The organism is Brevibacillus sp. B_LB10_24 (assembly GCF_046036945.1).
Lineage (GTDB): Bacteria > Bacillota > Bacilli > Brevibacillales > Brevibacillaceae > Brevibacillus_C.
Genome location: NZ_JBJQOQ010000012.1, coordinates 77,319 through 101,345, shown reverse-complemented (window position 1 = coordinate 101,345; position 24,027 = coordinate 77,319). Strand labels below are relative to the sequence as shown.

The following is a 24,027-nucleotide window of genomic DNA, read 5'->3' as shown; positions in this document are numbered from 1 at the left end:
CCTCGCTTCAGAACATTAGGATGACGACCAATAAACCGCCGAGAAATCCCAAACTTTTGTACATCTTTTCGTACCGGTGCTGTTCCGCTCTCGCCTCTTCCTCCAGACTGCGCAAATGCGTCGCCGCGAGCCGCAGGTGCTTCTGCTGGTCCTCCCGGTCAGAACTGCCGAGCACGTGTCCCAATCCAGCCAACACTTCCCGCTCCGTTTTGCGCAGGGCCGTAGACGGCAGGTGTCGGTTTAACGCCATTTGCCAGCATTCCTGTGTCCCGAGGCCCTCTTTGGTCAGCAAAAACTCGGCTGCGCTGGTAAAGATCTGGCCGATTTCCGCCTGAATTCGTCTGCCGACTTGCAAAAAAGCGCGGGAGAGCGGAGTTGCCCCGTAGACGATTTCCGTCTCCAGCATCTGCAAGGCCATCAAGAGCCCCCGGATCTGAATTGGCCGCAGCGCGTAGTACTTGCCGATTTGCCAGCCTACCATCGAGGCGGAAAAGATGATGATCGCCGCTCCGATTACCTTGACCATAGCTGCTCTTCCTTTTGCAGCGGCTGCAGTGCCTGATCGTAAATTCCCTGGATCGTCCCAATCCCGCTGCTGCGGGAGAGCGTGATGTAGCGCGTGAACGCCCCCTGCTGGATCAACTTCGCCAGCATCGGACGGCGGGTGGTCTCTTCTACGTCCCAGCCGTGGGCGGTGCAGACGACGGAGACACCGGCGTAGACGGCTTCCCAGATCGCATCGCTGTCCTCCTGTCTGCCGATCTCGTCGACAATCAACACCTCTGGCGACATCGAACGAATCATCATCATCATTCCAACGGCTTTTGGACAGGCATCCAGTACATCGGTGCGCGGGCCGACGTCTCGCTGCGGAACCCCATGCAGGCAGCCGGCAATCTCGGAACGCTCGTCCACAATCGCCACTTTGCGGCTGGAAGCCCATTCGCTTCCGTAGCTGAGCGATCTGGCAATATCGCGAAGCAATGTCGTTTTTCCGCACTGCGGCGGGGAGATGATCAGCGTATTGTGCACCCTGGCTGCTTCCAGCAAGAACGGCAGAACCTTTTGGGCAATCCCCTTTTTTTCCCGCGCAATGCGAATATTAAAACTGGTGAGATCGCGAATTCCCTTGACTTCACCTCTCTCCAGCACGACTTTACCTGCTATGCCGACGCGATGTCCTCCGACGACCGTGATGTACCCCCGCTTCAATTCTTCCTCCAGTGCATACAGGGAATGCTGGCTGATTTGATTGATCAACTTGCCTGCCTGTTCTTCCGTGAACACCCAACCTTGCCTGGAATTTGCCGTCAATTGTCCCGTTGGGGTCACGTAGCTCGACAGCTGGCCATAGCGGATTTCAAGCGGCATGTTCTGCCTGAGGCGAATCTCTTCAATATTTTCTCTCACGGCTAGCGGCAGTGCGGACAGGATGTGGCGGACAGACGCTGGCAGGATGGTGCTGATCTCTTTCACTTGTGTCACCCCTTTGTCCACTTAGACTTACCTCATACCTATGCAGAAGTGGACGAGATTTATTCCACCAAATCAGATTCGGAAAGGCAGCACGAAAAAGCCCGGAGCAAAAGCCCCGGGCCTGGGTATGAAAAGCTGGCAGCGTCAAGTTGGATTGATCGGTTCCAAGCGGTTGTACGGCTCGATGATGTAATGGCGGTAGCCGTCTGTGTCGACCTCGTCGAGCAGCAGCAATGTCTCATGGCAATTGGGACATTCAACGACGTGGGTGATCTCGTATTCCGCACCTGTGCCATCGGCGCCCGCGCCTGTTTTGGACCGTTCCTGTCCGCGGTTGTCCAGTGAGGCGTACACGTTGGCGTCCTCGCTGTCGTCAAGGTCGTAAAAGTCCGACTCCGCCGACTCCGCATCCTCATCGTCCTCTACGATTTCGTACAGGGCTTCGTCGTCGGCTTGCAGCATGTATTCCAGGTCGCTGAGGTCTTCGTCAATCGCTTCCACATACACTTCCGTTTCCTCAACCCTGGCCTGCAGATCGCGTACCTGACCGTAAAAGTCATCCAGCACCTCGATGATCTCACCGATCATCTTGCCTTCCCGACTCGCTCCCGACACATCCATTCCCTCAGCCAAACCGCGCAGATAAGAGATACGTTTTTGCAGGTGCTCCATCTATTCCCCTCCTCGCAGATGTACAAAAGTATTGTTCCCTGCGGGGAGTGACTTACAAGTGGAAAAAACTGAGTCACTCTGCCGGTTAAACAGCCGTTTTAAAACGCGCGAAGATACTGCTGCGGTATGTTGTCCGGTGCCTCGAGTTCCCGTCCGGCATGCAAAGGCCAGTAAGGATTGCGGAGCAGCTCGCGGCCGAGAAAGATCAGGTCTGCCTGATCCTTCTGCAGAATTTCTTCCGCCTGTGCGGCTGTTGTGATCAAGCCTACCGCCCCTGTAGCAATGCCCGCACCCTGTCTGATCTTCTCCGCAAGCGGCACCTGATAGCCGGGATACGCGTCAATCCGGTAAGGCACGACTGCACCGGAAGAGGCGTCAATGAGATCGACACCCAACTCCTTCAAGCGCTTGGCGTAATCGACGTACTGCTCGATATGGTTGCCGTCGGGATGGTACTCTTCTGCCGACACACGGACGAACAGCGGTCCCTGCCACACTTCCTTGACGGCCAGGACGATTTCTTTTAACAGCCGAAACCGCTTGTCCGGATCGCCGCCGTATTCGTCTTCACGGCGGTTGGTCAGCGGCGACAAAAATTGATTGATTAAATAGCCGTGGGCCGCATGGATTTCGATGACGTCAAAGCCGGCCTTGCCGGCCCTAACTGCTGCCTGCTGGAAGTTGGAGACGACCTCTGCAATCCCTTGCAGATCAAGGGCCGTCGGCGTCTCATACGCGTCGGAAAAAGGGATTGCCGACGGAGCTTCGTGGACACCAGGAACGTCCTTTTCCGCTTTGCGGCCGGCATGGGCCAGTTGTATGCCGATAGCGGCCCCATTTGCCTTGACAAGCCGGACGATTTCCGCCAGCCCGGCGATGTGATCGTCATGCCAGATCCCCAGATCGCGGCTTGAAATCCTTCCGTTGGCCTGAACAGCCGTCGCTTCCACGATAACAAGTCCCACTCCGCCAACGGCGCGCGCAGGGTAGTGCACCCGGTGCCAATCGGTCACCCTGCCATCTTGATCTGCCGAATACTGGCACATCGGGGACATGACGATGCGGTTTTTTATTTGCATTCCTTTTACCTGTAATGGTTGAAATAAGCGGTTCATTTGCGACCACCTCCCGCCATATTCTACCACATACAGTACCGGTTTAATCAAATGTAAATGTGCTGATCATTTCCTGATTCCGATAAAAATACAGGTGATTCCTGCGAAAATCCACATGATTTTCGCCATGCTGATGCGGTCAGACAATCCCAAGAGGCCGATCGTTGTCGTCGTCAGCAGGATAATGGGCCCGACCAAGGCGAGCGCCGAGTTGACGATCAGCGCCTTTTCTACTTCGTTTAGCTTCAATATGAGCAAAGCGGCAAGAATTTCGATCGTGCCGGACAAAATCCTCAGCGATGCCATGCCGATAATTGCCTTCTCCAACATGCCAGTCCCTCCCCTCTCCCCAATTTATGCGGACAATCATCCGTTTAGGATAGCGGTTCGAAAATCTCCCAGCTTGTAGGCAATCGCCCACTTGTCTGGCCGCATATCACTCCTCCCGTTTGTCCCGCATAAACTACCTAAAACGCCTAGAGAAATGGGGAGACCGCATGATTGAGAATGAATCGCCGTTTTGGCCGCAAAGCTGGCTTGACCCTTCGAGCACCCGATTGGAAAAACCCCGCAGCAGCGGACTTACCATGGTGATTGACAAGGGATTGGGACTGCATGCGACCGAAGACTTGGTCAACGTCGCCGCTCCTTACATCGATGTTTACAAGCTGGGTTTCGGTACCTCTGCCCTGTATCCGACCGCCCTCCTGAAGCGCAAGATCGCCCTGGCCCGCATGCATCATATCGCGATCATGCCGGGGGGAACGTTTTTCGAAATCGCCGCCGTGCAGGACTCGGAGAAAGCGTATATCGAGAGAGTGACTGAACTCGGGTTTACCGCCGTGGAAATCTCCGATGGAAGTTTGCCGATTTCGCTTGATCAGCGCTATCGGGCGATCCAGCTTGCCAAAGAAGCGGGGCTAACTGTTTTTACGGAATTTGGAAAAAAATCCTCGACATTTGTCGTCTGCCAGGAACAGTTGTTTCAAACCCTGGAGGGGGATTTGCGCGCCGGTGCCGATTATGTCATCATCGAGGCCAGGGAATCGGGAAATGTCGGCGTCTTTAACCGTTCTGGCGAAGTGGACACCGCGTTCTTGCGCGACATCAGTCTCTTGGCCGGGGAGCGGGCAAACCGGTTGATCTGGGAGGCTCCGCGCAAGGACCAGCAGGTGGCCCTGCTCCTGACGCTTGGACTGAATGCCAACCTTGGCAATATTGCGCCGTCAGACGTTCTCTCGATCGAGACGCTGCGGCGGGGACTGCGGGGTGATACGGCCGATTGGGTACTGCATGAAAGGAGAATTGCTACATGCGAGTAGAGGTTGTCGGAACGGTCGAAGAGATTCGTCACGAACAAATTCGCGGCCGGATCGTGGTCGTGATCGACGTCCTTCGCTGCGCCAGTACGATCGTGACCGCGCTCGGCAGCGGATTTTCACAGATCGTGCCGGTCGAAACGATCGGCCAGGCAAACGCATTGCGGGGGGAAGGTGTCGTCTTGGCCGGCGAACGCTACTGCAAAAAAATCGCCGACTTCGACTACAGCAACTCTCCGACCCAGCTTAACCGGCTGAACCACGCGGGAAAAACGCTGGTGCTGACCACGACCAACGGGACCCGGGCGATTCAAAAGGCGGAGCGGGCTGAGGTGCTGATGATCGGCTGTTTTTTAAACGCTTCGGCTTGTGTCAAAAAGGCGCTCGACAGTCAGGTGGACATCACCCTGTACTGTGCCGGCACCCGGCAGGTTTTCGCACTGGAAGACGGCCTGGCCGCGGGCTGTATGGTGTCTTCGATCAAACAGGCTGTCCCCACGGCTGCGGTCAGCGATCTTGGCGAAGTATTGGCTGCCGGCTACCTGCATGCTGCCGGCAAGCTTCCCGACATGCTGTTTTCGTCGGTGACAGGCAGGCGTCTCGTGCAGCACAACTGCGTAGAGGATATTCGGTTCTGCAGCCAGGTTGACCTTTATCCGATCGTACCCGTCGTAAAGGAAAAACGCATACTCCCCAGCCTTGTCTCATAACCTGTATCAGCAGGAAAAGGACAGGGGTTCGATCAGGATGCAGATGTTGTCAGGCGAAGTAATGCTCGTCATCCTTATTATTGTAGGTTTGGTAGGCCGCTCCCCGATCATCGCGACGGCGGCCAGCATGCTGCTCGTCTTGAAGCTGACGGCGCTCGACCGTTACTTTCCGACCGTTGAGCGGCGCGGGATGGAACTGGGTCTGCTGTTTTTGACGATATCCGTCCTGGTGCCGTTCGCCAGCGAAAAGGTCTCGTGGAAGGATGTTGCCCCGTTGTTCACAACCGTGATCGGCCTATTGGCCTTGGCGGGCGGCGCCCTCGCTACCTATATGAACGGGAAAGGATTAGAGATGCTGCGCGCAGATCCGCAGCTCATCGTCGGTTTGGTCATCGGTTCGATTGTCGGCATCGTTTTTTTTCGCGGCATTCCCGTCGGGCCGCTGATGGCTGCCGGCATTACGGCTTTTTTTCTCAAGTTGCTTGCCTGGCTGACGAAATGGCATTAAAGCGCAGACTACCAGCGTCGGATGAAACGTGTTATAGTTTGACTAACTGCCGGAATCCTCCGGCTACGGGGGTCTGTCACGCTGGAACAAGGAGGCGTTAGCGATGGGAGAATGCAAGCTTGATCACACCTTTGAAGATGTGTGCAACAAATTGGAGCAGCAAGTGCCGCACTTGCCTGAAGATTTGGTTCGGCAGATCAGGTCGGCCCTTGCGGCGGATATGCCGCAGCCCTGCTTGAATGAACTGTTTCATGCATTGAAAAAATACGATTTGGCCGATCAGGAAGAACGGCGAGCAAAAGAGGCAAAAATTCGGGAGCTCCTCGGCTGAGGCGATGTTGGTCCAAAAACAGGAAAAGCAGTTGGCGCTTTGATGCCGGCCAACTGCTTTCTTCGTTTCTTGGTTTACCAGGAGAACGTGATTTATGCCCGGGAAACGTACGATTCCGAACGGGTATCGATGATCAATTTGTCTCCTTCGTTGACGAACAGCGGAACGTTGACGACAAAACCGGTTTCCAGCGTCGCTTTCTTGGTCGCCCCCGTCGCCGTATCCCCTTTGACCCCGGGTTCACATTCGGTCACGACCAGCTCGACCGTATTGGGAAGCTGGATGCCGATCGTCTCGCCGTTGTACTGCATGACTTGGACGTTCATGTTTTCTTTCAGGAATTGAAGTTCGCGCTCGATCTGTTTGCGGGTAAATGTGATCTGCTCGAACGTTTCCGTATTCATGAAGGTGTACTCGTCGCCGCTGCCGTAGAGGTACTGCATCGTGTTGGTTTCAATGCGGGCCGGATTTACCTTTTCGCCGCCGCGGAAGGTCATCTCGGTCACGTTTCCGTTGCGCAGGTTGCGCAGTTTGGAGCGGACAAAAGCAGCCCCTTTACCCGGTTTCACGTGTTGGAACTCAATCACTTGGAAAATATTGCCATCCACTTCGATCGTTAACCCAGTACGAAAGTCATTTACTGAAATCATGGTAGTCCCCCTAAAAGATCATAAACATCAATAGTATAAATTAGACAGGCAAAATGAGCAACTCTTTTGGTGATTTTGTGAGGATTTCACAACCGCTTTCCGTGATCAGCACATCGTCTTCGATCCGGACGCCGCCAACCCCGCTGAGGTAAATGCCCGGTTCCACGGTGACCAGCATGCCCGGCTTCAGTACGGTTTGGCTGGACATCGCCAGACTGGGGGCTTCGTGAACCTCCAGGCCGAAGCCGTGGCCGGTACTGTGTCCAAATTCGGCGCCGTATCCTGCTGCCGCAATGATGTCGCGGGTCAGCGCGTCCGCCTCTTTTCCGGTCATCCCCGATTTGATGCTGCCCACTCCATTCAACTGTGCCTCAAGGACAATCTCGTAGATTTCGCGCATCTTGGCGGGCGGCTCTCCGACAGCGACTGTCCGCGTGATGTCAGAACAGTATCCTTTGTACAGGGCTCCGTAATCCAGCGTCACCAGCTCGCCCGCCGCGATCTCTTTTTCACTGGCGGCTCCATGCGGAAGAGCGCCGCGTTGGCCGGAAGCTACGATAATGTCAAAGGAGGAAGAGGCAGCCCCTTGTTTGCGCATGAAAAATTCCAGCTCAAGAGCGATGTCCAGCTCCCGCACGCCCGGCCTGATGTAGGAGAGAATGTGTGTAAACGCCTCGTCGGCAATCCGCACTGCCTCTCTGACGACCTTCAGCTCGTCCTCGTCCTTGACGGCCCGTATTTGTTCAAACACCCCGGCGACAGGAACAAGCTCTACTCCGCCGAACACCTGGCTCCACTCCTCATAGGTGGCGAAGGTGATGTGCGCTTTTTCAAACGCTAACCGCTTTACCCCAAGTTCCTGGAGCTGCTTGTAGATAGCGGCTTTTTCATCCCGTTCGTGGTTGATCACCCGAAAATCGGGCGCTTCCGATTTGGCCTGGTCGATGTAGCGAAAGTCCGTCAACAGCACGGCATCCCGGGCTGTGACGATGACCCAACCCGCAGAACCGGTAAATCCGCTGATGTAGCGCCGGTTTACCGGTTTTCCCGTAATGATGGCGTCCGCCTGCCATTCTGTTAACGCTTTGCGCAATGCTTGTAATCGATGCTGCATCAGTTTACGCTCCCCTTTCAGAAGACAGCCCCAGCTTACTTGCCAAGCCGCCTGATCAGCGCACGGACGGCCCATTCGTACCCGTCTGTCCCCAGCCCGACGATCTGCCCGACCGTTACAGCCGAGATGACAGAATGATGGCGAAACTCTTCCCTGGCATGGACATTGGATATATGTACTTCAATCGTCGGCAATTCCACTGCGGCAATGGCGTCGCGAATCGCGTAGCTGTAGTGGGTAAAGGCTCCCGGATTCAACACGATCCCGTCGTGTACCCCTTTGGCCGCGTGAATCGCGTCGATGATCTCCCCTTCGTGATTGGACTGGCGGTGTTCCAATTTGATCTGGCATTCCGCCGCCAGCTTTTCCAGACGGGCAATGACATCTTCCAACGTCTCCGCCCCGTACACCTCAGGTTCGCGTTTGCCGAGCAAATTCAGATTAGGACCGTTCAACACCAGCAAAGAAAGCATAGCCGTCCTCCCGTTTCAAGGTTTTTCTCCTCATTTTACCACAACCAAAAAACGGGTTGAATAGTCACTCTCGATCATATTCCTCCAGCGTCATGCTCATCCCGACGAAAAGTCCGTAGGTGAGAAACCAGCCCAATTCCGTAAACAGCGTTTCCGCCCGCCATCTGCCCATCTGAAAGAAAAGGCCGAATAGGAGCAGGAGCAATAGTCCGTATATCAGTCCGACCCACCAGTGGCGAATTTTCATCAACAGCAGCGTAAAGATGGTCGTTGCGGCGATCGAGAGGATAATCAAGAGCAGCAATCCGGCGAAGAAGCCCTGCCAGGAATGTTCTCCCGCTCTGCCGAGAAACGGGCGGGAAAAGCTGAACACACCGTAGGGCGTAAAATTCAGAAAGTGAGCTGCGATCCGCAGCACGCCCCAAATAATCGCGCCCCAAAAACCCACTTCCAGGATTTTTGCCAGGCTGCCCTCGCTGCCTACTTGATTGCCGCCAGTCCGTTTGTCCGTTGCATTCATCGTCATCACCTCCCGCATAGTATGCCCCTGGCAAGATTTTTCACATCACGGGAAGCGCAATGACCGTTTCATTCCCGCAAGAAGAATCATCTGTATGTAGCAGGCATCGAAACTTTGCGCTACAATATGGATAAGGAAGGTGATACCACTTGGCTCAACCCAAAGTACCCAACTACGGTGGTCAAGCCGTCATCGAAGGAGTGATGTTTGGCGGCAAAAAGGTGACCATCACGGCCATACGCAAAAAAAATCAAGAAATCGAATACTACGAAGATGAACGCAAGGAATACAAGTGGGCGACCCGCCTCAAAAAAATCCCGCTCATTCGAGGAATCGTGGGATTGATCGAAGCGAGTGCCAACGGCGCCAAACACCTGAACTTTGCCAGCGAGCGCTACAGTCAGGAATCGGATGAGGAAGGCAGCTCCGAAGGACCGTCCAGACTTACCTTGCTGCTCGGCGTTGCCGTTGTCGGCGTCCTCTCCTTTGTGGTAGGGAAGCTGGCTTTTACCTTGATACCCGTCTTTCTCGCCAAAATTATTTTTGGCCATTGGGTTCCCGATGGCATCCCGCAAAATCTGGTCGAGGGTGCCATCAAGATCGTCCTGCTGCTGGGGTACATCAGCTTGATCGCCAAAACACCGTTGATCAAGCGCCTGTTTCAATACCACGGTGCCGAACATAAAGTGATTAACGCATACGAAGCAGGGGTAGAATTAACGGTAAGAAACGTTCAGTCGTTCTCTACTCTGCACTATCGCTGCGGCAGCAGTTTTCTCATCTTTACGGTAATCGTCGGGGTAATCGTCTACTCGCTGGTCCCCTACACGACGCTGACCGAGCGCGTCATCCAGCGAATCTGGCTGCTCCCCGTCGTCATCGGATTGTCGTACGAAGTGCTGCAGTGGACCAATCGGCTTCGCGATACCCCTCTGCGTTTCCTCGGGTATCCCGGTTTGTGGCTGCAAAAAATCACCACTCGCGAGCCTGACGACAGCCAGGTGGAAGTGGCGATTGCCTCGTTTAACCGGATGCGTGAGCGCGACCAGGAGTATTTGCAGTCGTCCAACCAGCTTGCTTCGACCGGCTGAAAGCAACTTCCCAATTTCCTTGAGGTGAGACTCTATGCCGACACGGATTCATCCGCTCATTCTGCTGCTGCTGATCCTGGCAGCCATCGGGTTCATCTTTCAACTGGTGACCAACCCGCTGCAAATCCTTCTGACCATTGCCATGATTGCGCTTATCCTGTTTTTCGTGAACAACTACCTGAAAACGGGAAAGTTTCTGCCGCGCAAGCAAGGTTTCAAGAGGAATGCAAAACAACCGGTCAAGCAACTCCGTTCTTCCGCCAAGAGGAGTACTGCATCCCGCCGGGACCATCCCTTTCACGTCATTGAGGGAAGCAAGGGAAAGCAGAAGGCTGAGGATGAAGAGAACCCCGGGAAGGAACCAAAAATATACCATTGAATCCACGAAGATGGAATAGGCTGCCCATTGGGGCAGCCTTTACGCATTTGGGGGATGGTTGCGGAACCTTTTGCAGTACTCCAGAAAACTCCACGTTTGCAAAAAGGCCTCTGCTGCCTTTCTCCCGCTGGCGATGAGTTCAAGCCGCTTCGCTTCCGACAGGTTAAACTGTGTGGTTCTAACTCCCAGAGTCGGAATAAAGACGGTCCGGACGGCGCTGTTGTGTTCAATGTGAAAGCGGTCATGCGCATCCAGCATGGTCGTCAGGAGCGCTTTGGAGAAAGATATCAAACCTCTGATTTTACTCTTCTCCCCCATAGCTGCCTTGTTCGCCAGACGAAACCCAAATGCCGGCCATTCCGGCAAACCCGGGCCGTCGAACAGCCAGACAGGAAAGTTGCTCAAGAGTCCGCCGTCCACAATATAGTGAAAACCGCCATTTTTCTTCATTCGGTAAGGATAAAAAAAATACGGAATCGAACAGCTCATGCGGACAGCGCGAGCAATCGGAAAGTTGTCGGGATCGAGGTCAAAGTCGGTCAGGTCATCAGGAAAAATCAGCATTTTCCCGGCAGTAATGTCGGAGGCGATAATCCGCAGCTTCCCGCCCGGCAAATCCCCGAAAACGCGGATCCCCTTTCGGGTGAGAAGTTCATCGACGAACTTTTCAATGTTGTCGCTGGGATAGATTCCCTCTTTGAACAGCAGTCCGGCGATCCCTCCGATGTACGGCAGCCGGGCCAAGCCTCTCTGCTGCAGGAATGAAAGGTAGTTTAACCGCTGGAAGACGGGGATCAGTTCCTGGCTGTTGTACCCGGCGCTAAGCAGGGCGGCTACGATTGACCCGGCCGATGTGCCGGATAGCCTGTGCCACTCAAAACCGTGCTCCTCCATAACCGAGATAGCTCCGATGAAAGCGATCCCCTTTACGCCGCCGCCTTCAAAGACAGCGTCAGTCTTCATCGACACCACCTCCCCGTTTACTTCCATCTTATCCTGTCGAAACTTGTCAAATGCAAAAAAAAACGCCAGCCTGCTTGGAGGCAGGCTCGGCGCGATCTGAGCATTATTCTTCTTTTGCTTCGTCTTCCAACCGAATTCGCTTCAATTCTTCACTGCGCTCCGAGTCCATATGAAAATACTGAACCAAGTATTCGATACAAGTAATGGATTCCCAACTGAGGTGGTGCTCGATTCCCTCAACGTCCTTATAGATATGTTCCTCGTCGACGCCAATCATCCGCAAAAAATCCTCCAGCAGCGTATGGCGGTCGACCAGGCGTTTTCCGATCTTTTTCCCTTTTTGTGTCAGTACTAGTCCGCGGTATTTCTCGTAGACAAGGTACTTGTCCTTATCGAGCTTTTGCACCATCTTTGTTACGGAAGAGGGGTGAACTTCCAATGCTTCCGCGATATCGGAGACACGAGCGTATCCTTTTTCTTCGATTAAATTGTAAATTTTTTCCAAATAGTCTTCCATACTGGGTGTTGGCACTGATCATCCCTCGTTTCAACCGTGATCGACCGCAAAAGCCGATAATTCTATCTTACCGTGCAGGTAAGCGAAGATGCAAGGCTTACGTCGTCTTTTTCGCCAATTTGCCCCAAATTCGCCAAAGCCGGCAGCGGATTCACCGCGGTGACGATCCATTTTTCCCGACAGCTGTTCTGAATTCAGCCTCTTTCCTCATACACTTGTACCAAGTTTGGTCAAGCAAAGTTCGCAAGATTCGGCTGCCTGCCGAATGCTGGCGCTTAGAGTTCACGTTGATTTGCCCTTAGGAGGAGGATGGCATGCGTCACGAAACATGGCGGATTGCGGTACTATATGCCGGAGCCGCACTTGGAGCCAATTACATAAGCGGGTTTGAAACCATGCGTTTTTTCTCCTTATACGGCACATGGGGCACGATTGGCCTGCTGCTGTCCGGAGCAGTCCTCTGCGGGAGCTCATGGCTGGTAATCAGATGGGCGGCAAGGCGGCAGTTTACCAGTCTGTTCGATTTCTGTTCGTGGCTGTTCGGCCCGAACGCAGGACCGATCGCGGCCCTGTTCCTCTGTCTCATCTTGTTTGGCGTGGCCGGGACGGCTATTTCGCAGCAAGCGAGTCAGCTGCAGCATGTCTTTTTGTTTCCCGCGGCCGGCGGTGCTGTCCTGTTTACTGCCATCGCAGCCTGGCTGGCAATCAAGGGACGGAAACAACTCGCCACCGCCGCCGGGGTACTTGTCCTGCTTGGGCTGCTCATTCCGCTCGCCCTGTTACTCCATCAGCGCTATATCCCGCTGCCCAGCCTTGCTTACCAGTGGAGCGGTTCGTGGCTGTGGCACGCCCTGCTCTACGTCTGTCTGCATCTGTTGTTCTGCCTGCCTGTCCTGGTCTCGCTCACCCAAGACAGCGGCAATGCTCCTGCCGCACGCCGCGGCGTGATTTTGGGCGGACTCCTGTTTACGGCGATTCTCCTGCTTGACCATCTGGCAATCCTGGCACACTGGCACGACGTAAACAATTCCACTCAGCCGCTGCTCGATACGGTGGGTTCGCTCTTTTCCGGAGGCAGCTCCCTCTTCAGTCTGCTTGCCGGCGCCCAGTCGATCATGGTTGTCGCCCTGTGGTTCTGTGCACTGGCGATGCCGATCGTCGACCAGTTTGACCTGCGCCCCGCTCCGGTGCTGCTGTCGATGGCCGGGTTGACAGCCTTCTGTGCCTTTCTGCCGCAGCTCGGCGGATGGTACGAAACCAGCCTGCTGACCATTGCCGCTTACTTGGGCGTCTTCCTGCTGATCGCCATGGTTTGGAGATGGCAAAAATCGCCCTGACTGATTTGCGTAAACTTGTCAATCATTTCGCCGTTTTCAATTGATTCTTTGTCTTTATTCTGATATCTTGAAAAAAGTAAAGTTTAGTATAAAAATGGAGGCCTGTCAAATGTATTACATCAACGGAACATGGGTGCAGCCCGAACAGACGGTCGTTCACCCTGAAGATCGTGGATACCAGTTCGGCGACGGCGTTTATGAAGTCATCCGTATTTACGGCGGAAAACTGTATCAGTGGGAGGGACATCTCGCCCGGCTGAAACGCAGTGCCTCGGAAATCAGGCTTCAACTTGCATGGTCCGATGAGGAATTGCTTCAGATAGCTGTCGAAATTATGCAAAGAAATGGATTCACTTCCTCCGATGACGCCAACCTCTACATGCAGGTAACCCGTGGCGCTTCCCCGCGCTCCCATGAGTTTCCGGCAGATGCGAAACCGGTGCTGTCTGCTTACGCAACCCGCAAGGGACGTCCGCTCGAGCAGATGAAAAACGGCGTCGCGGCGAGCGTTACGGCTGATCTCCGCTGGCTGCGCTGCGATATCAAATCACTCAACCTCCTGGGTGCGGTCTTGTCCAAGCAGCAAGCGAAGGAAGCTGGTGCATTTGAAGCGATTCTGCACCGTGACGGCATCGTGACGGAAGGCAGCTCCACCAACGTGTTTGCTGTCAAAGACGGCCGATTGCACACCCACCCGGCCGACAACCTGATCCTCAACGGGATTACCCGCCTGACGGTGCTTGAACTGGCTCGTTCGCTTTCCATCCCAGTCGTTGAAGAAGCATTTGATCTGGCCTTCCTCAAGCAGGCAGACGAGCTATTCATTACTTCCACCACAGCAGAAGTCATGCCGATCGTCACCGTCGACGGCGAGCGTGTCGGCACGGGTCAGCCTGGACAGATCGCCCAGCGGCTGCAAGCGGCATTTGAAGAGTCGATTGCCCGTTATTCTTACACACACTCTTAATCGGCAGCCCCCGTCATCTAACGGGGGTTTTTTACGCCGCGAACCGGAATCTGCCCAAATCTCAACTGCCGAAAGTTTTAAGCTGCGGCCGAAGGAATCAGAGGAAAAGGAACGGATGCAACACCTGCAAAAAGGTTACGTAACGCAAACAGCTCCTACGTTCGGTACGTAGGAGCTATTGCTATACCAGTTACGAACTAACGGCGGAAATTCCACTCATCCGTTCCGTATCTGGTCCGTGCCAGTTCCTCGGCCAGCGCTGTTTCGTCCGGTGTCAACTCCTGTTTTTCGAGACTGACCTCAAGTCCGGATGCGAAGCCGCGGTAAAACGCGTCGACCGCCTCGGCCAAGCCTACCGGATGCGGGCTCACCTCATTGATCGTCACCGCTTTTTGGCGGAAGCTGTCCATCATCCGCTGCTTCACCCGGTCTGAAGGGAAATGCAGCAGGGAAAACAGCAGTTCCACGTCCATGTCCAAAAGAATCGACCCGTGCTGCAGAATAACGCCCTTCTGCCTGGTCTGGGCGCTGCCTGCCACCTTCTTCCCTTCGACCACCAGCTCGTACCAGGAGGGGGAATCAAAACAGGCGGAAGACCCCGGCGAGCTGTACTTCTCCTTCTCTTCTTCGCTGGCGAGCGATACCATCTCCGCCTGTAGTCCCAACTCCTGAAACCCGTGCAAAAGTCCCAGACTGATCACCTTGTACGCTTCCGTCACGCCGGAGGGCATCTTCGGATGACTTTCGGAGACGATGACGCTGTACGTCAATTCCTTATCGTGAAGCACCGCCCGTCCTCCCGTCGGACGGCGAACAAAGCCCAAGCCGCTGCCTTTTACCGCATCCAGATCGATCTCTTTTGCCGCTTTTTGAAAATAGCCGATGGAGAGGGTAGCCGGTTCCCAGGTGTAAAAGCGGACGGTCGGCGGTACCTTCCCCTCGCTGTGGCTGATCAAAATCGCCTCGTCTACAGCCATGTTCATCTCAGGTGACATCGGCGGGGTGAGAATAAAACGCCACTGTTCCATCTGCAGTCCCCCTTCTATGTATTCCGTCTTCATTGTACGCCAGCCCTGTGGTTTGCACAAGAAAGGAGGGGCTCACAAGTGCAGCCCCTCCGGTATCTGGCCCCGTCCGCCTACTGCGCATCCTTGCGGTAGTGCAGAATCGGCTTGCGTGCTGCCGTCGCTTCGTCCAGCCGCTTGACGACAGTCGTGTGCGGCGCCTCCTGGACGACCTCGGGCGTCTCTTCACATTCGCGGGCAATTTGCAGCATTACATCGATAAATTCGTCTAACGTCTCTTTTGACTCGGTTTCCGTCGGCTCGATCATCAGGCATTCGTCGACGATCAGCGGGAAGTAGACCGTCGGCGGATGATAGCCGAAATCCAGCAGACGTTTGGCGATATCCAGGGTGCGGACCCCCAGTTTTTTCTGGCGGACGCCCGACAGGACAAATTCGTGCTTGCAGACGCGGTCATACGGCAATTCGTAAGCCCCGGCCAACCTGCGCATCATGTAGTTGGCGTTCAGCACGGCGTTTTGCGATACCTGCAGCAAACCCTCCGCTCCCATCGTGCAGATGTACGTGTAGGCGCGCAGCAGGATGCCAAAGTTCCCGTAGTACGCCTTCACCCGTCCAATGGACTCCGGTCGTTCGTAATGGAGAGCGAAGCTGCCGTCCTCCTGTTTGACGACGATCGGTGCCGGCAGATGCGGCAAGAGGGATGCCTTTACCCCGACAGGGCCGGCACCGGGTCCGCCGCCGCCGTGAGGACCGGTGAACGTCTTGTGCAGATTGAGGTGGACGACGTCGAAGCCCATGTCTCCAGGTCGGGCTATCCCCAAGATAGCGTTGGCATTTGCCCCGTCGTAGTACAGCAGACCTCCCGCTTCGTGCACAATATTGGCCATTTCCACGATGTTTTCTTCAAACAGGCCGAGCGTGTTCGGGTTCGTCAGCATCAAAGCAGCCGTATCCGGCCCTACCGCCTGGCGCAGCGCTTCGATGTCCACCAGCCCGCGCTCGTCAGAAGGAATGGTGATCGTCTCCATACCAGCAATCGTCGCCGAGGCCGGGTTGGTGCCGTGGGCCGAGTTAGGGACGATTACCTTCGTCCGTTTCTCACCTCGGCTCTCATGGTAAGCGCGGATCATCATCAGCCCGGTCCACTCGCCGGCAGCACCAGCAGCAGGCTGCAGAGTGACTGCGTCCATCCCGGTGATTTCGGCCAAATCGCGCTGCAGGTTGTAGAGCACCTCAAGCGCGCCCTGGACAGTCTCGTCCGGCTGATAAGGGTGGATGGAAGCAAATCCGGGATAGCGGGCCACATCCTCATTGATTTTCGGATTGTACTTCATCGTGCAGGAGCCGAGCGGATAAAAACCCGAATCGACACCGTGATTGCGCGTCGACAACTCCGTATAGTGTCGCATCAGCTGCAATTCGGAAACCTCAGGCAGTTCTGCCGGCGTTTCGCGGATCAGGTGTTCAGGCAGCAAGTCGGCAACCTCTGTTTCCGGCACGTCAAGCGGCGGCAGACTGTAGCCGATCCGTCCCGGCTGGCTCAGTTCAAAGATCAGTGCTTTTTCTTTATCGTTACGCATGGATGATCGCCTCCATTTCCTTCACCAGGGAATCGATCTCCTGTTTCGTCCGAAGCTCTGTCACCGCGATCAGCACGTGACCGTCAAGCTCCGGATAGGACCGGCCAAGATCATATCCGCCGATGAACCCTTTGCCCAGAAGCGCTTTATTTACATTATTTACCTCTTTTGGCAATTTGATGACGAATTCGTTGAAGAACGGGGCGGCAAATACGATCTCCATCCCCTTCGCCTTGGCGAACTCCTTCTTGGCGTAATGCGCTTTTTGCAGGTTCATCATCGCCATTTCCTGCACGCCTTGTTTGCCCAGCGCTGTCAGGGCTACAGAGGCAGCGAGAGCGTTGAGCGCCTGGTTGGAACAGATGTTGGAGGTAGCTTTTTCACGGCGAATGTGCTGTTCTCGCGCTTGCAGAGTGAGGACAAAGCCGCGCTTGCCTTCCTCGTCCTTGGTCTGTCCGACGATGCGTCCGGGCATTTTTCGCATCAGCTTGGCGGTGGTGGCAAAGTAACCGCAGTGCGGCCCGCCAAACGCGGCGTGAATGCCAAATGGCTGCATGTCTCCGACCACGATGTCCGCTCCCAGTTTGCCCGGGGCTTCCAGGATGCCCAGAGCGACCGGGTTGGCCTTGACGATCAAGAGCGCCCCTTTGCCGTGAACCCATTTTTCGATCTCGGCCAAGTCTTCCATATTCCCAAAAAAGTTGGGATATTGCACGACGACAGCGCCCACGGTGTCATCCACTGTCTGCGTCAGCGCCTCCAGATCAGTCACGCCATCGCGATTGTAGCCGACCTCTTCTACTTCGACGCCTTGTCCGTACGCATAGGTTTTTAAAATGTCACGGGCTTCCGGATGTACTGCACGGGATACGACGACGCGTTTTTTGCCGGTGTGTCCTGCCGCCATCATCGACGCTTCCGCCATGGCGGTCGGTCCGTCATACATCGAAGAGTTGGCCACTTCCATGCCGGTCAGCTCGCAGACCATCGTCTGAAACTCAAAAATCGCCTGCAGCTCGCCCTGGCTGATCTCCGGCTGGTAGGGTGTATAAGCCGTATAGAACTCGGAACGGGAGATGACGTGATTCACCACGCTGGGAATGTAGTGCTGATACACGCCCGCTCCCAGGAAGCTGACATGTGTGTCAAAATTCACGTTTTTTCCCGCCAGACCCTTCATGTACTTGACCAGCTCAGGCTCGGGCATCGCCGGCGTAATGTCAAGCTCGCGGTTAAACCGGATGTCTCGGGGAATGTCGGCAAACAGTTCTTCAACCGACTGGATGCCGAGCGCCTGCAGCATCTCGCGCTTATCTTGATCGGTCTGGGGCAGATAACGGTATTGCACAGTGAAATCCTCCTTCAAGTCCTATTTTTTCGGACGCTTGTAAAATGGCGTGGCGACAACCTGGGCCTTCAGGCGCTTGCCGCGAATTTCTACTTCAATAAGGCTGCCCAGCTCGGCGTGTTCCCGTTTCAACAGGGCCAGACCGACGTTTTTCTTTAAAGTGGGCGACTGTGTACCCGTCGTGACTTCACCAATCTGTTCCCCGCCGGAAAATACGGGGTAGTGGGAGCGCGGTATGCCGCGATCGATCATCTCGATGCCAACCAGCTTTCTCAGTGCGCCGCCCTCCTTCTGCGCCTTGAGCGCCTCGCTGCCGATAAAGGGAACAGCCTTATCCGTCTTGACGGCAAAACCGATGCCCGCTTCGATCGGGGTAATGTCTCGGCTTAGCTCTTGGCCGTACAGCGGCAGCTTTGCTTCAAACCGAAGCGTGTCGCGAGCGCCGAGGCCGCACGGCAAAAGCCCGTCTTCCTTGCCCGCCTGAAGCAGTGCCTCCCAAAGCTCTGCTGCCTTGCCTGCGGCCAGGTAGAGTTCGAATCCGTCTTCCCCTGTGTAACCCGTCCGGGAAATCAGCACCGGAATGCCGGCAAGATCGAGATTTCGCTCAAAGTGGAAAGGTCTGATCTGCGACAGATCGAAATCCGTCAGCTTCCCCAGGATGTTCTCCGCCAGCGGTCCCTGGATCGCCAGCAAGGCCGTTTCGTCGGAAAGATTGGCAATGGAGACACCAGCGGTCTTATGCTCCTGCATCCAGGCGAGATCCTTGTCGATGTTGCTCGCATTGATCACCAGAAAATAGTGATCGTCGGCAATTTTGTAGACGAGCAGATCATCTACCGTCCCGCCGTCCGGATAGCACATCGCACTGTACTGCGCCTGTCCGTCCTCCAATTTGCTGACATCGTTGGTCGTCAGCCGCTGCAGGAAGTCAAGGGCTCCTTCCCCCTTTACTTCTACCTCCCCCATGTGGGAGACGTCAAACAACCCGGCCTTCGTCCGAACAGCTTCGTGCTCCTGGGAAATCCCGGAGAATTGTACCGGCAATTCCCAACCGCCAAAGTCGATTGTTTTTCCGCCATACCTGGCATACAGGTCATACAGCGGGGTGCGCTTTAACTCTGCCATGTTACCTCCACCTCCATCGTCTTCCTTGCTGCCTTTCACTTTGGCCCAAGCTCATTCGATTTTGGGCATGAAAAAAGACAGAAAAGCAGAAGAAAGAACGCGATTGCGCGTCTCTTTCTTCTCCTTCTCTGTCCTTTTACCTGAGAGTTACCTCGTGCCGCAAAGCACACAAGTTTCCCCTTTGGTGGCTTCCGCTTATCCCAAGCCGAAGCGCTCTCCAGAGATGCGTCCAGCAGAGGTTCTTTTGCCTGAGAGATTCACCTGCACAAGGTTTGCTCCTTCGGCGCTGCCTCAAATTGCGGCAGTCTCTCCCTACTACTCTCATCCGCCATACATAATCGCTATTCGCTTATTCCATACTATATGTATCCTACCACGACCAGGGTGTATTTGGGAATAACCAATTCAGCAAAACAGCAGAAAAACTGAACGTTTTATTTATAGTTATCAAAAACGTTTGGTTTTAACCGCGATAAACTCATGATCAAAAGCCAGAAGCAAAAGGAGTCATCACAATGACGAATATTCCCATCGCATTCGATCGCACCTGGCTGCCCGCCTTGCAAGATCTGATGCAAAATGACGGTCCGTGGCACAAATGGGAACTGTTCCAACTTGCTCTTGAAGCCGAAGAAGCCTTGGCGGTCAAAGAATTTGACCGGCTTCAAGCATTGAAATACTTGCCCCATGTGAAGCCCTACCCCCACCAGATCAGCACGGCGGAAAAAGTGCTGAACGAAATGCGCGGCCGGGCCATTCTCGCCGATGAGGTCGGGCTAGGCAAAACGATTGAAGCCGGGCTGATCATGAAGGAATACATGGTGAGGGGATTGGCCAAAAAAATCCTCATCCTCGTCCCGGCATCGCTCGTCATTCAATGGACGAAGGAATTGAACCAAAAGTTTGGCATCCCGGCCGTCGCCCAGAAAAAAGAGTACATGTGGCGCCAGTACGACGTGGTGGTCGGTTCGATCGACACGGCCAAACGCGACCCGCACCGCCGTCACGTACTTGACATCGAGTACGACATGCTGGTGATCGATGAGGCCCACAAATTAAAAAACAAGCGCACCCGCAACTATCAATTTGCCAAAGAGATCAAGAAAAAATACTGTTTGCTGCTGACGGCAACCCCGATCCAGAACGAAATGGACGAGCTGTACAACTTGATCAATCTGCTCCGTCCGGGACATCTGGGTCCCTCTCACGAATTTGCCACGAATTATGTGGAAGGGAAGCGGCAGGCAAAGAACAATGAACAGTTGAAGACGGAAATCGGCAAGGTGATGATCCGCAACCGGCGCAGCGACGGCGGGATCGAATTTACCGAACGGCAGGTGAAGTCGATCCCGATTGAGTTGTCGAATGAGGAGTGGGCGCTGTACCAAGGCGTCACTGATTTTGTCCGCCAAACCTACCGTGCCGACATCGGCGGGATCAACGCCCTTGCTCTGATCACGCTGCAGCGGGAAGTCTGCTCCAGCCGGGAGGCGGCGTTTATGACCCTGTACAACATGCATCAGCGGACGGCAGAAGGGTCGAAGGAACAGGCAGCGATCCTCGAACTGGTAGAGATGATCAAGCGGATCGAAACCCACTCCAAGGCAGCCAAAACCGTCGAGCTGCTAAAGCAGATAGACGACAAGGTGATCATTTTCACCGAGTACCGCGCGACCCAAAACTACCTGCAAAAATACCTCGGCGAGCACGGCATCACCTCGGTTCCTTTCCGCGGCGGCTTCAAGCGCAGCAAGAAGGACTGGATGACCGAGCTGTTCCAGAATCGCGCACAGGTGCTGGTCGCTACCGAAGCGGGCGGCGAGGGAATCAACCTGCAGTTTTGCAATCAGGTGATCAACTACGACCTGCCGTGGAATCCGATGCGAATCGAGCAGCGAATCGGCCGTGTGCACCGGTTGGGCCAGAAGCGTGACGTCCACATTTACAACCTGTCCACCACCGGAACGATCGAGGAGCACATCCTCCATCTGCTCTATGAAAAGATCGACTTGTTCGAGATGGTGATCGGAGAACTGGATGAAATCGTCGACCGGCTCGGCTTGCTCTCCTCCCTGGAGCAAAACATTATCGATATCATCATGGAATCAGGGTCAGAAAAAGAGATGGCGTTAAAGTTGGACAACATTGGCCAAGCAATCAATTCCATACGGCAGAGCGCCCTGGCAGACAAAGCCAAGAAACTCTCATAACCCCAGATACCGCAAAGGAGGGGCCTTCCGTGGAACAGCAGCAGATGCGCAGATTTATCGAAACCTATTTGGCAGCCTTTTCTTCCCATATCTGTGAATCGCACCCTGACTATCTGACGGTCAAACTGCCGGAAGCAATCGACAAGGATATCGGCAACCGGCCTTTTTACTGGTCGTGGATCGAAAAGATGAACATGCCTCCCCAGCCGATGGTCCTCACGTTTGCGTTTGATCCGGACCGGATGCCGGAAGGTGTCCGGGCCGAACTGCTTCACCTGGGCGCAGGCCGGCTGCAGCAAATTTTTCGCTCTGCCCAAAAACACGGCAGGTTTGTCTGCATGTATGAGCTTGCCCCGACCGTTCACCAAAGCAGCGCCAAGCGGCGTTCAATGCCGCTTGTCCCCTGGTTCGGCGTGAATGTGAAAATTTCGTTCATCTGCGACAAAAAGAAAGACTTGCTTCTCTACCTTGGCGTCAATCTCCATCAACCCAAGGTCATTTTTGACTTTTATCCGTCGGTGAGAAAGCTGGCGCTCTCCCCTACCATCCCCGACTACTTCTACACGCTGGACCAGCGGATGACGCTGGAGCAGGCGGTTGAATTGGTCAAACAGGCTGTCGACGAAACGATCGGGCGGGAGGATCATCGCTGGGCAGAATTGGCCCGGGAGCGGTTGGCACAGGAACTGGAGATCTTGGAGGCGTACTACACGCAGCTGACAGACAGAGAGAGTTCCTCCAAAGAGACGGCCAGCGAGGGTTCGTCCCAAGAGACTGCGGATTCGGCAGAGGACGATCCTGGAGCGACGGGTACTGCTGAAGCAGGAGAAGAACTGCCGCCGCCCCCTCCTTATCCTCCCTCAGAGGAACCCGTTTCATGGGAGCAGCACCAGTCGACAGGCGGCAGAATCTTGGACTTTTTGCGGATGAATGGCATTCCTGTCACACCAAAAGAACAGATCGAGCAGACGGAGTGGCGTAAGAGTACGCCGCAGGAAGAGCGTGAGCGGCGGATTGCCGAACTGAAGTGGCAGTACGAACCGAGGATCGAAGTGACCCTGGTCAACGCCGGCCTGTTTTACCTGCACAGCACCCCCTCGTTTGCTGCGGAACCGCAAAATATGTAAAAGATCAACGAGAAAAAACGGTCTGCCCTTGACAATAAGCAACAAATCTTTTTTCTGAAAGTGGTTACAATAAAAATGTAACCTTTGTTAAGGGATGGTGTTTGTCCATTGAATGCAAAACTACCGTCTATACTCTTGTTTGTTCTGCTGCTGATGATGCTGCCCTCCATTCACGTACCTGCGATGGAACAGGATTGGAGCCAACAGTTTCAGCAGCAGGTTCAGCACTGGATTTCAGACCTGGCGGCCAAAGACAAACAGTTTAAAACGTGGCAGGATGCAAAGCCGACCGTTCAAGCTCTCGGCCCGGGCAGCCACCAATGGCTGATTACGCTGTCGGCAAAAGGAAAGAACGTGGGATACCTGGTGGTGGCGGAAGCACCCGAGAGCAAAGGCAACCTGGCCAAATTTGTCTTGCTCGAATACGGACTTGGCGAATTTATCCTGTTCGATGATGCATTTGCCCCTCAAAATATAGCGGCCGAGCCGGTTTACGACGGGTTTTCCTCCTATTGGCGGGTTGCTCAGCATGGAGGCGACTTATATGTGAATGCCAAGACGGGAGAAAGGTATCCTGCTGCTCTAACCCCGGATCCCTCTGTCGTCAACACGCTTTCTTTACAAGAAGTGATTAATCCGGGGCAGCAGTTGACGGCATCGACGACCTTGGAAGAGAACGAAACAGATCCATTTGACGACATTAGCTGGATCGGGGCCGGACCGCTCAGAACGGAGGGCGAAGGGGACAAGCCCTGGATGAAATTGATGCAAGCTGGCGACGCTCCTTCGCACCCGGTCGTCGTCTCCGCCTCCTTGTTTCACGATGAGGTGATGGCTCCGTATTCTGTTGGAACAATTCACGTCTGGAGCGACCGGCTTGCCTACATCGGCGTCTGGGATGAAGGACTGAGATTTCTGCCCTATTCCTACGTAAACCGGGTGGGGAAAATCATCATCCCTCCTGAACAGCAAAAAGGTGTCTCGTGATCGTTCGAGACACCTTTGTTTCTACCCTAGTATTGATGGTCGGTAGGAGAGCAGCGTTCATGCACTTCGTGAAAAACTTCCTCCGCCGTCAATCCCTCCGCACTGATTACAGGAGCACCGGCAAACGTTTTGTTTTCTACGCCCATGATGTTTTCATCCAGCCCTGTGATGACCACGGCGTCAACCATTTGCTGGCTGTTCCCTAAATCAACGACATCGTAACCGTTGCTCCGCAGCATTTCCGCAATGTGGCTAAGCGATTGTTCTACTGCAATTCTCGGCAATGCGGACACCCTTTCCTTGGTTATTTGCGTCTGAGAAGCCTGATAGACATAGGAATTGCGCCAAACCAGCGAGTTGACCACGCCTCCCGCGGCTCTTTTCGCCGTTTGCGCTCTACCGCCGGGGTATCCAGGTATTCGACAAGCCTTTTCGTCAGATACTTTAGGTACTCTTGGAATGACATCGCAGATTCCTCCT

General features: G+C 54.7%; 28 protein-coding genes and 2 riboswitches. Of the genes, 11 read left to right on the top strand and 17 right to left on the bottom strand.

Annotated features, from left to right (window positions below):
* Positions 1-7: 7 nt before the first annotated feature.
* From spoIIIAB to ACI7RC_RS13290, 5 genes are all read right to left on the bottom strand, one after another.
* The gene (gene spoIIIAB, locus ACI7RC_RS13310) at positions 8-526 is read right to left on the bottom strand and encodes a stage III sporulation protein SpoIIIAB (protein WP_019122814.1); all 519 of its coding nucleotides are present in this window, start codon (positions 524-526) and stop codon (positions 8-10) included.
* Positions 514-1,476, bottom strand: a complete 963-nt coding sequence (gene spoIIIAA / locus ACI7RC_RS13305) for a stage III sporulation protein AA (protein WP_026074546.1) — start codon at positions 1,474-1,476, stop codon at positions 514-516. The genes spoIIIAB and spoIIIAA overlap by 13 nt, the downstream gene beginning before the upstream one ends.
* Positions 1,477-1,620: 144 nt before the next feature.
* On the bottom strand, positions 1,621-2,148 hold the full coding sequence (locus ACI7RC_RS13300) for a CD1247 N-terminal domain-containing protein (RefSeq protein WP_019122812.1): 528 nt from the start codon (positions 2,146-2,148) through the stop codon (positions 1,621-1,623).
* Between the two features lie 98 nt (positions 2,149-2,246).
* A complete protein-coding gene (gene namA / locus ACI7RC_RS13295; RefSeq protein WP_019122811.1) occupies positions 2,247-3,263 on the bottom strand; it encodes an NADPH dehydrogenase NamA in 1,017 nt (338 codons plus the stop codon).
* A 66-nt stretch (positions 3,264-3,329) separates the two neighbouring features.
* A complete protein-coding gene (locus ACI7RC_RS13290) occupies positions 3,330-3,593 on the bottom strand; it encodes a DUF2619 domain-containing protein (protein ID WP_019122810.1) in 264 nt (87 codons plus the stop codon).
* A 167-nt stretch (positions 3,594-3,760) separates the two neighbouring features.
* Here ACI7RC_RS13290 and comA point away from each other — a divergent pair, with 167 nt between their 5' ends.
* The 4 genes from comA to ACI7RC_RS13270 all read left to right on the top strand — a co-directional run bounded on the left by comA (position 3,761) and on the right by ACI7RC_RS13270 (position 6,131).
* On the top strand, positions 3,761-4,585 hold the full coding sequence (comA, locus tag ACI7RC_RS13285; protein WP_019122809.1) for a phosphosulfolactate synthase: 825 nt from the start codon (positions 3,761-3,763) through the stop codon (positions 4,583-4,585).
* Complete coding sequence (locus tag ACI7RC_RS13280; protein ID WP_019122808.1) at positions 4,576-5,292, top strand: 2-phosphosulfolactate phosphatase; 717 nt, start codon at positions 4,576-4,578, stop codon at positions 5,290-5,292. The genes comA and ACI7RC_RS13280 overlap by 10 nt, the downstream gene beginning before the upstream one ends.
* A gap of 43 nt (positions 5,293-5,335) precedes the next feature.
* Positions 5,336-5,800, top strand: a complete 465-nt coding sequence (locus ACI7RC_RS13275; protein WP_026074545.1) for a DUF441 domain-containing protein — start codon at positions 5,336-5,338, stop codon at positions 5,798-5,800.
* A gap of 103 nt (positions 5,801-5,903) precedes the next feature.
* Entirely contained in the window at positions 5,904-6,131 is a 228-nt protein-coding gene (locus ACI7RC_RS13270; RefSeq protein ID WP_019122806.1) for a hypothetical protein, read from the top strand.
* 92 nt (positions 6,132-6,223) lie between these two features.
* Here ACI7RC_RS13270 and efp read toward each other — a convergent pair whose 3' ends face one another.
* From efp to ACI7RC_RS13250, 4 genes are all read right to left on the bottom strand, one after another.
* The gene (gene efp, locus ACI7RC_RS13265) at positions 6,224-6,781 is read right to left on the bottom strand and encodes an elongation factor P (RefSeq protein WP_019122805.1); all 558 of its coding nucleotides are present in this window, start codon (positions 6,779-6,781) and stop codon (positions 6,224-6,226) included.
* Between the two features lie 40 nt (positions 6,782-6,821).
* Positions 6,822-7,895: a M24 family metallopeptidase gene (locus ACI7RC_RS13260; RefSeq protein WP_019122804.1), complete on the bottom strand. Its 1,074-nt coding sequence runs from the start codon at positions 7,893-7,895 to the stop codon at positions 6,822-6,824.
* A 35-nt stretch (positions 7,896-7,930) separates the two neighbouring features.
* Positions 7,931-8,368, bottom strand: coding sequence for a type II 3-dehydroquinate dehydratase (gene aroQ, locus ACI7RC_RS13255; protein WP_019122803.1), 438 nt, complete (start codon positions 8,366-8,368; stop codon positions 7,931-7,933).
* A 64-nt stretch (positions 8,369-8,432) separates the two neighbouring features.
* Positions 8,433-8,888 carry a YqhR family membrane protein gene (locus ACI7RC_RS13250; protein WP_019122802.1) on the bottom strand — a complete coding sequence of 152 codons (456 nt, stop codon included), beginning with the start codon at positions 8,886-8,888 and terminating at the stop codon, positions 8,433-8,435.
* A 149-nt stretch (positions 8,889-9,037) separates the two neighbouring features.
* Here ACI7RC_RS13250 and ACI7RC_RS13245 point away from each other — a divergent pair, with 149 nt between their 5' ends.
* Positions 9,038-9,979: a DUF1385 domain-containing protein gene (locus tag ACI7RC_RS13245; RefSeq protein WP_019122801.1), complete on the top strand. Its 942-nt coding sequence runs from the start codon at positions 9,038-9,040 to the stop codon at positions 9,977-9,979.
* Positions 9,980-10,013: 34 nt separating this feature from the next.
* Entirely contained in the window at positions 10,014-10,358 is a 345-nt protein-coding gene (locus ACI7RC_RS13240) for a hypothetical protein (protein ID WP_408108718.1), read from the top strand.
* Positions 10,359-10,397: 39 nt separating this feature from the next.
* Here ACI7RC_RS13240 and ACI7RC_RS13235 read toward each other — a convergent pair whose 3' ends face one another.
* Positions 10,398-11,321, bottom strand: a complete 924-nt coding sequence (locus ACI7RC_RS13235) for a patatin-like phospholipase family protein (RefSeq protein WP_408108717.1) — start codon at positions 11,319-11,321, stop codon at positions 10,398-10,400.
* A 103-nt stretch (positions 11,322-11,424) separates the two neighbouring features.
* Positions 11,425-11,853: a transcriptional regulator MntR gene (gene mntR / locus ACI7RC_RS13230; RefSeq protein ID WP_408108716.1), complete on the bottom strand. Its 429-nt coding sequence runs from the start codon at positions 11,851-11,853 to the stop codon at positions 11,425-11,427.
* A gap of 299 nt (positions 11,854-12,152) precedes the next feature.
* On the opposite strand from mntR, the gene ACI7RC_RS13225 reads away from it, so the two are divergent.
* The gene (locus ACI7RC_RS13225) at positions 12,153-13,175 is read left to right on the top strand and encodes a hypothetical protein (protein ID WP_408108715.1); all 1,023 of its coding nucleotides are present in this window, start codon (positions 12,153-12,155) and stop codon (positions 13,173-13,175) included.
* A 109-nt stretch (positions 13,176-13,284) separates the two neighbouring features.
* Positions 13,285-14,142, top strand: coding sequence for a D-amino-acid transaminase (dat, locus tag ACI7RC_RS13220; RefSeq protein ID WP_408108714.1), 858 nt, complete (start codon positions 13,285-13,287; stop codon positions 14,140-14,142).
* 197 nt (positions 14,143-14,339) lie between these two features.
* Here the strand turns inward: dat and ACI7RC_RS13215 are convergent, their stop codons facing one another.
* The 4 genes from ACI7RC_RS13215 to gcvT form a co-directional block, all read right to left on the bottom strand.
* Positions 14,340-15,170: a lipoate--protein ligase family protein gene (locus tag ACI7RC_RS13215; protein WP_408108713.1), complete on the bottom strand. Its 831-nt coding sequence runs from the start codon at positions 15,168-15,170 to the stop codon at positions 14,340-14,342.
* A gap of 110 nt (positions 15,171-15,280) precedes the next feature.
* Positions 15,281-16,750 (bottom strand): aminomethyl-transferring glycine dehydrogenase subunit GcvPB, encoded by a 1,470-nt coding sequence (gene gcvPB, locus ACI7RC_RS13210; RefSeq protein WP_408108712.1) that lies wholly within the window; start codon positions 16,748-16,750, stop codon positions 15,281-15,283.
* On the bottom strand, positions 16,743-18,053 hold the full coding sequence (gene gcvPA / locus ACI7RC_RS13205) for an aminomethyl-transferring glycine dehydrogenase subunit GcvPA (RefSeq protein WP_408108758.1): 1,311 nt from the start codon (positions 18,051-18,053) through the stop codon (positions 16,743-16,745). Before gcvPA ends, gcvPB begins: the two co-directional genes overlap by 8 nt.
* A 66-nt stretch (positions 18,054-18,119) precedes the next feature.
* On the bottom strand, positions 18,120-19,223 hold the full coding sequence (gene gcvT, locus ACI7RC_RS13200) for a glycine cleavage system aminomethyltransferase GcvT (RefSeq protein WP_408108711.1): 1,104 nt from the start codon (positions 19,221-19,223) through the stop codon (positions 18,120-18,122).
* Positions 19,224-19,341: 118 nt separating this feature from the next.
* A riboswitch (glycine riboswitch) is annotated at positions 19,342-19,449 on the bottom strand.
* Positions 19,450-19,548, bottom strand: a riboswitch (glycine riboswitch). It lies immediately after the preceding riboswitch.
* Positions 19,549-19,738: 190 nt separating this feature from the next.
* On the opposite strand from gcvT, the gene ACI7RC_RS13195 reads away from it, so the two are divergent.
* The 3 genes from ACI7RC_RS13195 (at position 19,739) to ACI7RC_RS13185 (ending at position 23,547) form a co-directional block, all read left to right on the top strand.
* Complete coding sequence (locus ACI7RC_RS13195) at positions 19,739-21,433, top strand: DEAD/DEAH box helicase (RefSeq protein WP_408108710.1); 1,695 nt, start codon at positions 19,739-19,741, stop codon at positions 21,431-21,433.
* Between the two features lie 29 nt (positions 21,434-21,462).
* Positions 21,463-22,560, top strand: coding sequence for a YqhG family protein (locus ACI7RC_RS13190; protein ID WP_408108709.1), 1,098 nt, complete (start codon positions 21,463-21,465; stop codon positions 22,558-22,560).
* Between the two features lie 108 nt (positions 22,561-22,668).
* Positions 22,669-23,547 (top strand): hypothetical protein, encoded by an 879-nt coding sequence (locus tag ACI7RC_RS13185; RefSeq protein WP_408108708.1) that lies wholly within the window; start codon positions 22,669-22,671, stop codon positions 23,545-23,547.
* Between the two features lie 26 nt (positions 23,548-23,573).
* Here ACI7RC_RS13185 and ACI7RC_RS13180 read toward each other — a convergent pair whose 3' ends face one another.
* Both ACI7RC_RS13180 and ACI7RC_RS13175 read right to left on the bottom strand, forming a co-directional pair.
* Positions 23,574-23,831 carry a YkuS family protein gene (locus tag ACI7RC_RS13180; protein WP_408108707.1) on the bottom strand — a complete coding sequence of 86 codons (258 nt, stop codon included), beginning with the start codon at positions 23,829-23,831 and terminating at the stop codon, positions 23,574-23,576.
* A 20-nt stretch (positions 23,832-23,851) separates the two neighbouring features.
* Positions 23,852-24,013, bottom strand: a complete 162-nt coding sequence (locus ACI7RC_RS13175; RefSeq protein ID WP_408108706.1) for a YqzE family protein — start codon at positions 24,011-24,013, stop codon at positions 23,852-23,854.
* Positions 24,014-24,027: the final 14 nt, after the last annotated feature.

Bases quoted from the DNA above. Each gene is read 5' to 3' on its own strand.
- ACI7RC_RS13240 (WP_408108718.1), top strand. From the start codon at position 10,014: ATGCCGACACGGATTCATCCGCTCATTCTGCTGCTGCTGATCCTGGCA.
- ACI7RC_RS13290 (WP_019122810.1), bottom strand. From the start codon at position 3,593: ATGTTGGAGAAGGCAATTATCGGCATGGCATCGCTGAGGATTTTGTCC.
- ACI7RC_RS13260 (WP_019122804.1), bottom strand. From the start codon at position 7,895: ATGCAGCATCGATTACAAGCATTGCGCAAAGCGTTAACAGAATGGCAG.
- ACI7RC_RS13215 (WP_408108713.1), bottom strand. From the start codon at position 15,170: ATGGAACAGTGGCGTTTTATTCTCACCCCGCCGATGTCACCTGAGATG.
- gcvT (WP_408108711.1), bottom strand. From the start codon at position 19,223: ATGGCAGAGTTAAAGCGCACCCCGCTGTATGACCTGTATGCCAGGTAT.
- efp (WP_019122805.1), bottom strand. From the start codon at position 6,781: ATGATTTCAGTAAATGACTTTCGTACTGGGTTAACGATCGAAGTGGAT.
- ACI7RC_RS13275 (WP_026074545.1), top strand. From the start codon at position 5,336: ATGTTGTCAGGCGAAGTAATGCTCGTCATCCTTATTATTGTAGGTTTG.
- namA (WP_019122811.1), bottom strand. From the start codon at position 3,263: ATGAACCGCTTATTTCAACCATTACAGGTAAAAGGAATGCAAATAAAA.
- ACI7RC_RS13235 (WP_408108717.1), bottom strand. From the start codon at position 11,321: ATGAAGACTGACGCTGTCTTTGAAGGCGGCGGCGTAAAGGGGATCGCT.
- ACI7RC_RS13225 (WP_408108715.1), top strand. From the start codon at position 12,153: ATGCGTCACGAAACATGGCGGATTGCGGTACTATATGCCGGAGCCGCA.
- gcvPB (WP_408108712.1), bottom strand. From the start codon at position 16,750: ATGCGTAACGATAAAGAAAAAGCACTGATCTTTGAACTGAGCCAGCCG.
- comA (WP_019122809.1), top strand. From the start codon at position 3,761: ATGATTGAGAATGAATCGCCGTTTTGGCCGCAAAGCTGGCTTGACCCT.
- ACI7RC_RS13195 (WP_408108710.1), top strand. From the start codon at position 19,739: ATGACGAATATTCCCATCGCATTCGATCGCACCTGGCTGCCCGCCTTG.
- spoIIIAB (WP_019122814.1), bottom strand. From the start codon at position 526: ATGGTCAAGGTAATCGGAGCGGCGATCATCATCTTTTCCGCCTCGATG.
- gcvPA (WP_408108758.1), bottom strand. From the start codon at position 18,053: ATGCTGCAGGCGCTCGGCATCCAGTCGGTTGAAGAACTGTTTGCCGAC.
- ACI7RC_RS13300 (WP_019122812.1), bottom strand. From the start codon at position 2,148: ATGGAGCACCTGCAAAAACGTATCTCTTATCTGCGCGGTTTGGCTGAG.
- ACI7RC_RS13250 (WP_019122802.1), bottom strand. From the start codon at position 8,888: ATGAATGCAACGGACAAACGGACTGGCGGCAATCAAGTAGGCAGCGAG.
- ACI7RC_RS13175 (WP_408108706.1), bottom strand. From the start codon at position 24,013: ATGTCATTCCAAGAGTACCTAAAGTATCTGACGAAAAGGCTTGTCGAA.
- aroQ (WP_019122803.1), bottom strand. From the start codon at position 8,368: ATGCTTTCTTTGCTGGTGTTGAACGGTCCTAATCTGAATTTGCTCGGC.
- dat (WP_408108714.1), top strand. From the start codon at position 13,285: ATGTATTACATCAACGGAACATGGGTGCAGCCCGAACAGACGGTCGTT.
- ACI7RC_RS13270 (WP_019122806.1), top strand. From the start codon at position 5,904: ATGGGAGAATGCAAGCTTGATCACACCTTTGAAGATGTGTGCAACAAA.
- ACI7RC_RS13280 (WP_019122808.1), top strand. From the start codon at position 4,576: ATGCGAGTAGAGGTTGTCGGAACGGTCGAAGAGATTCGTCACGAACAA.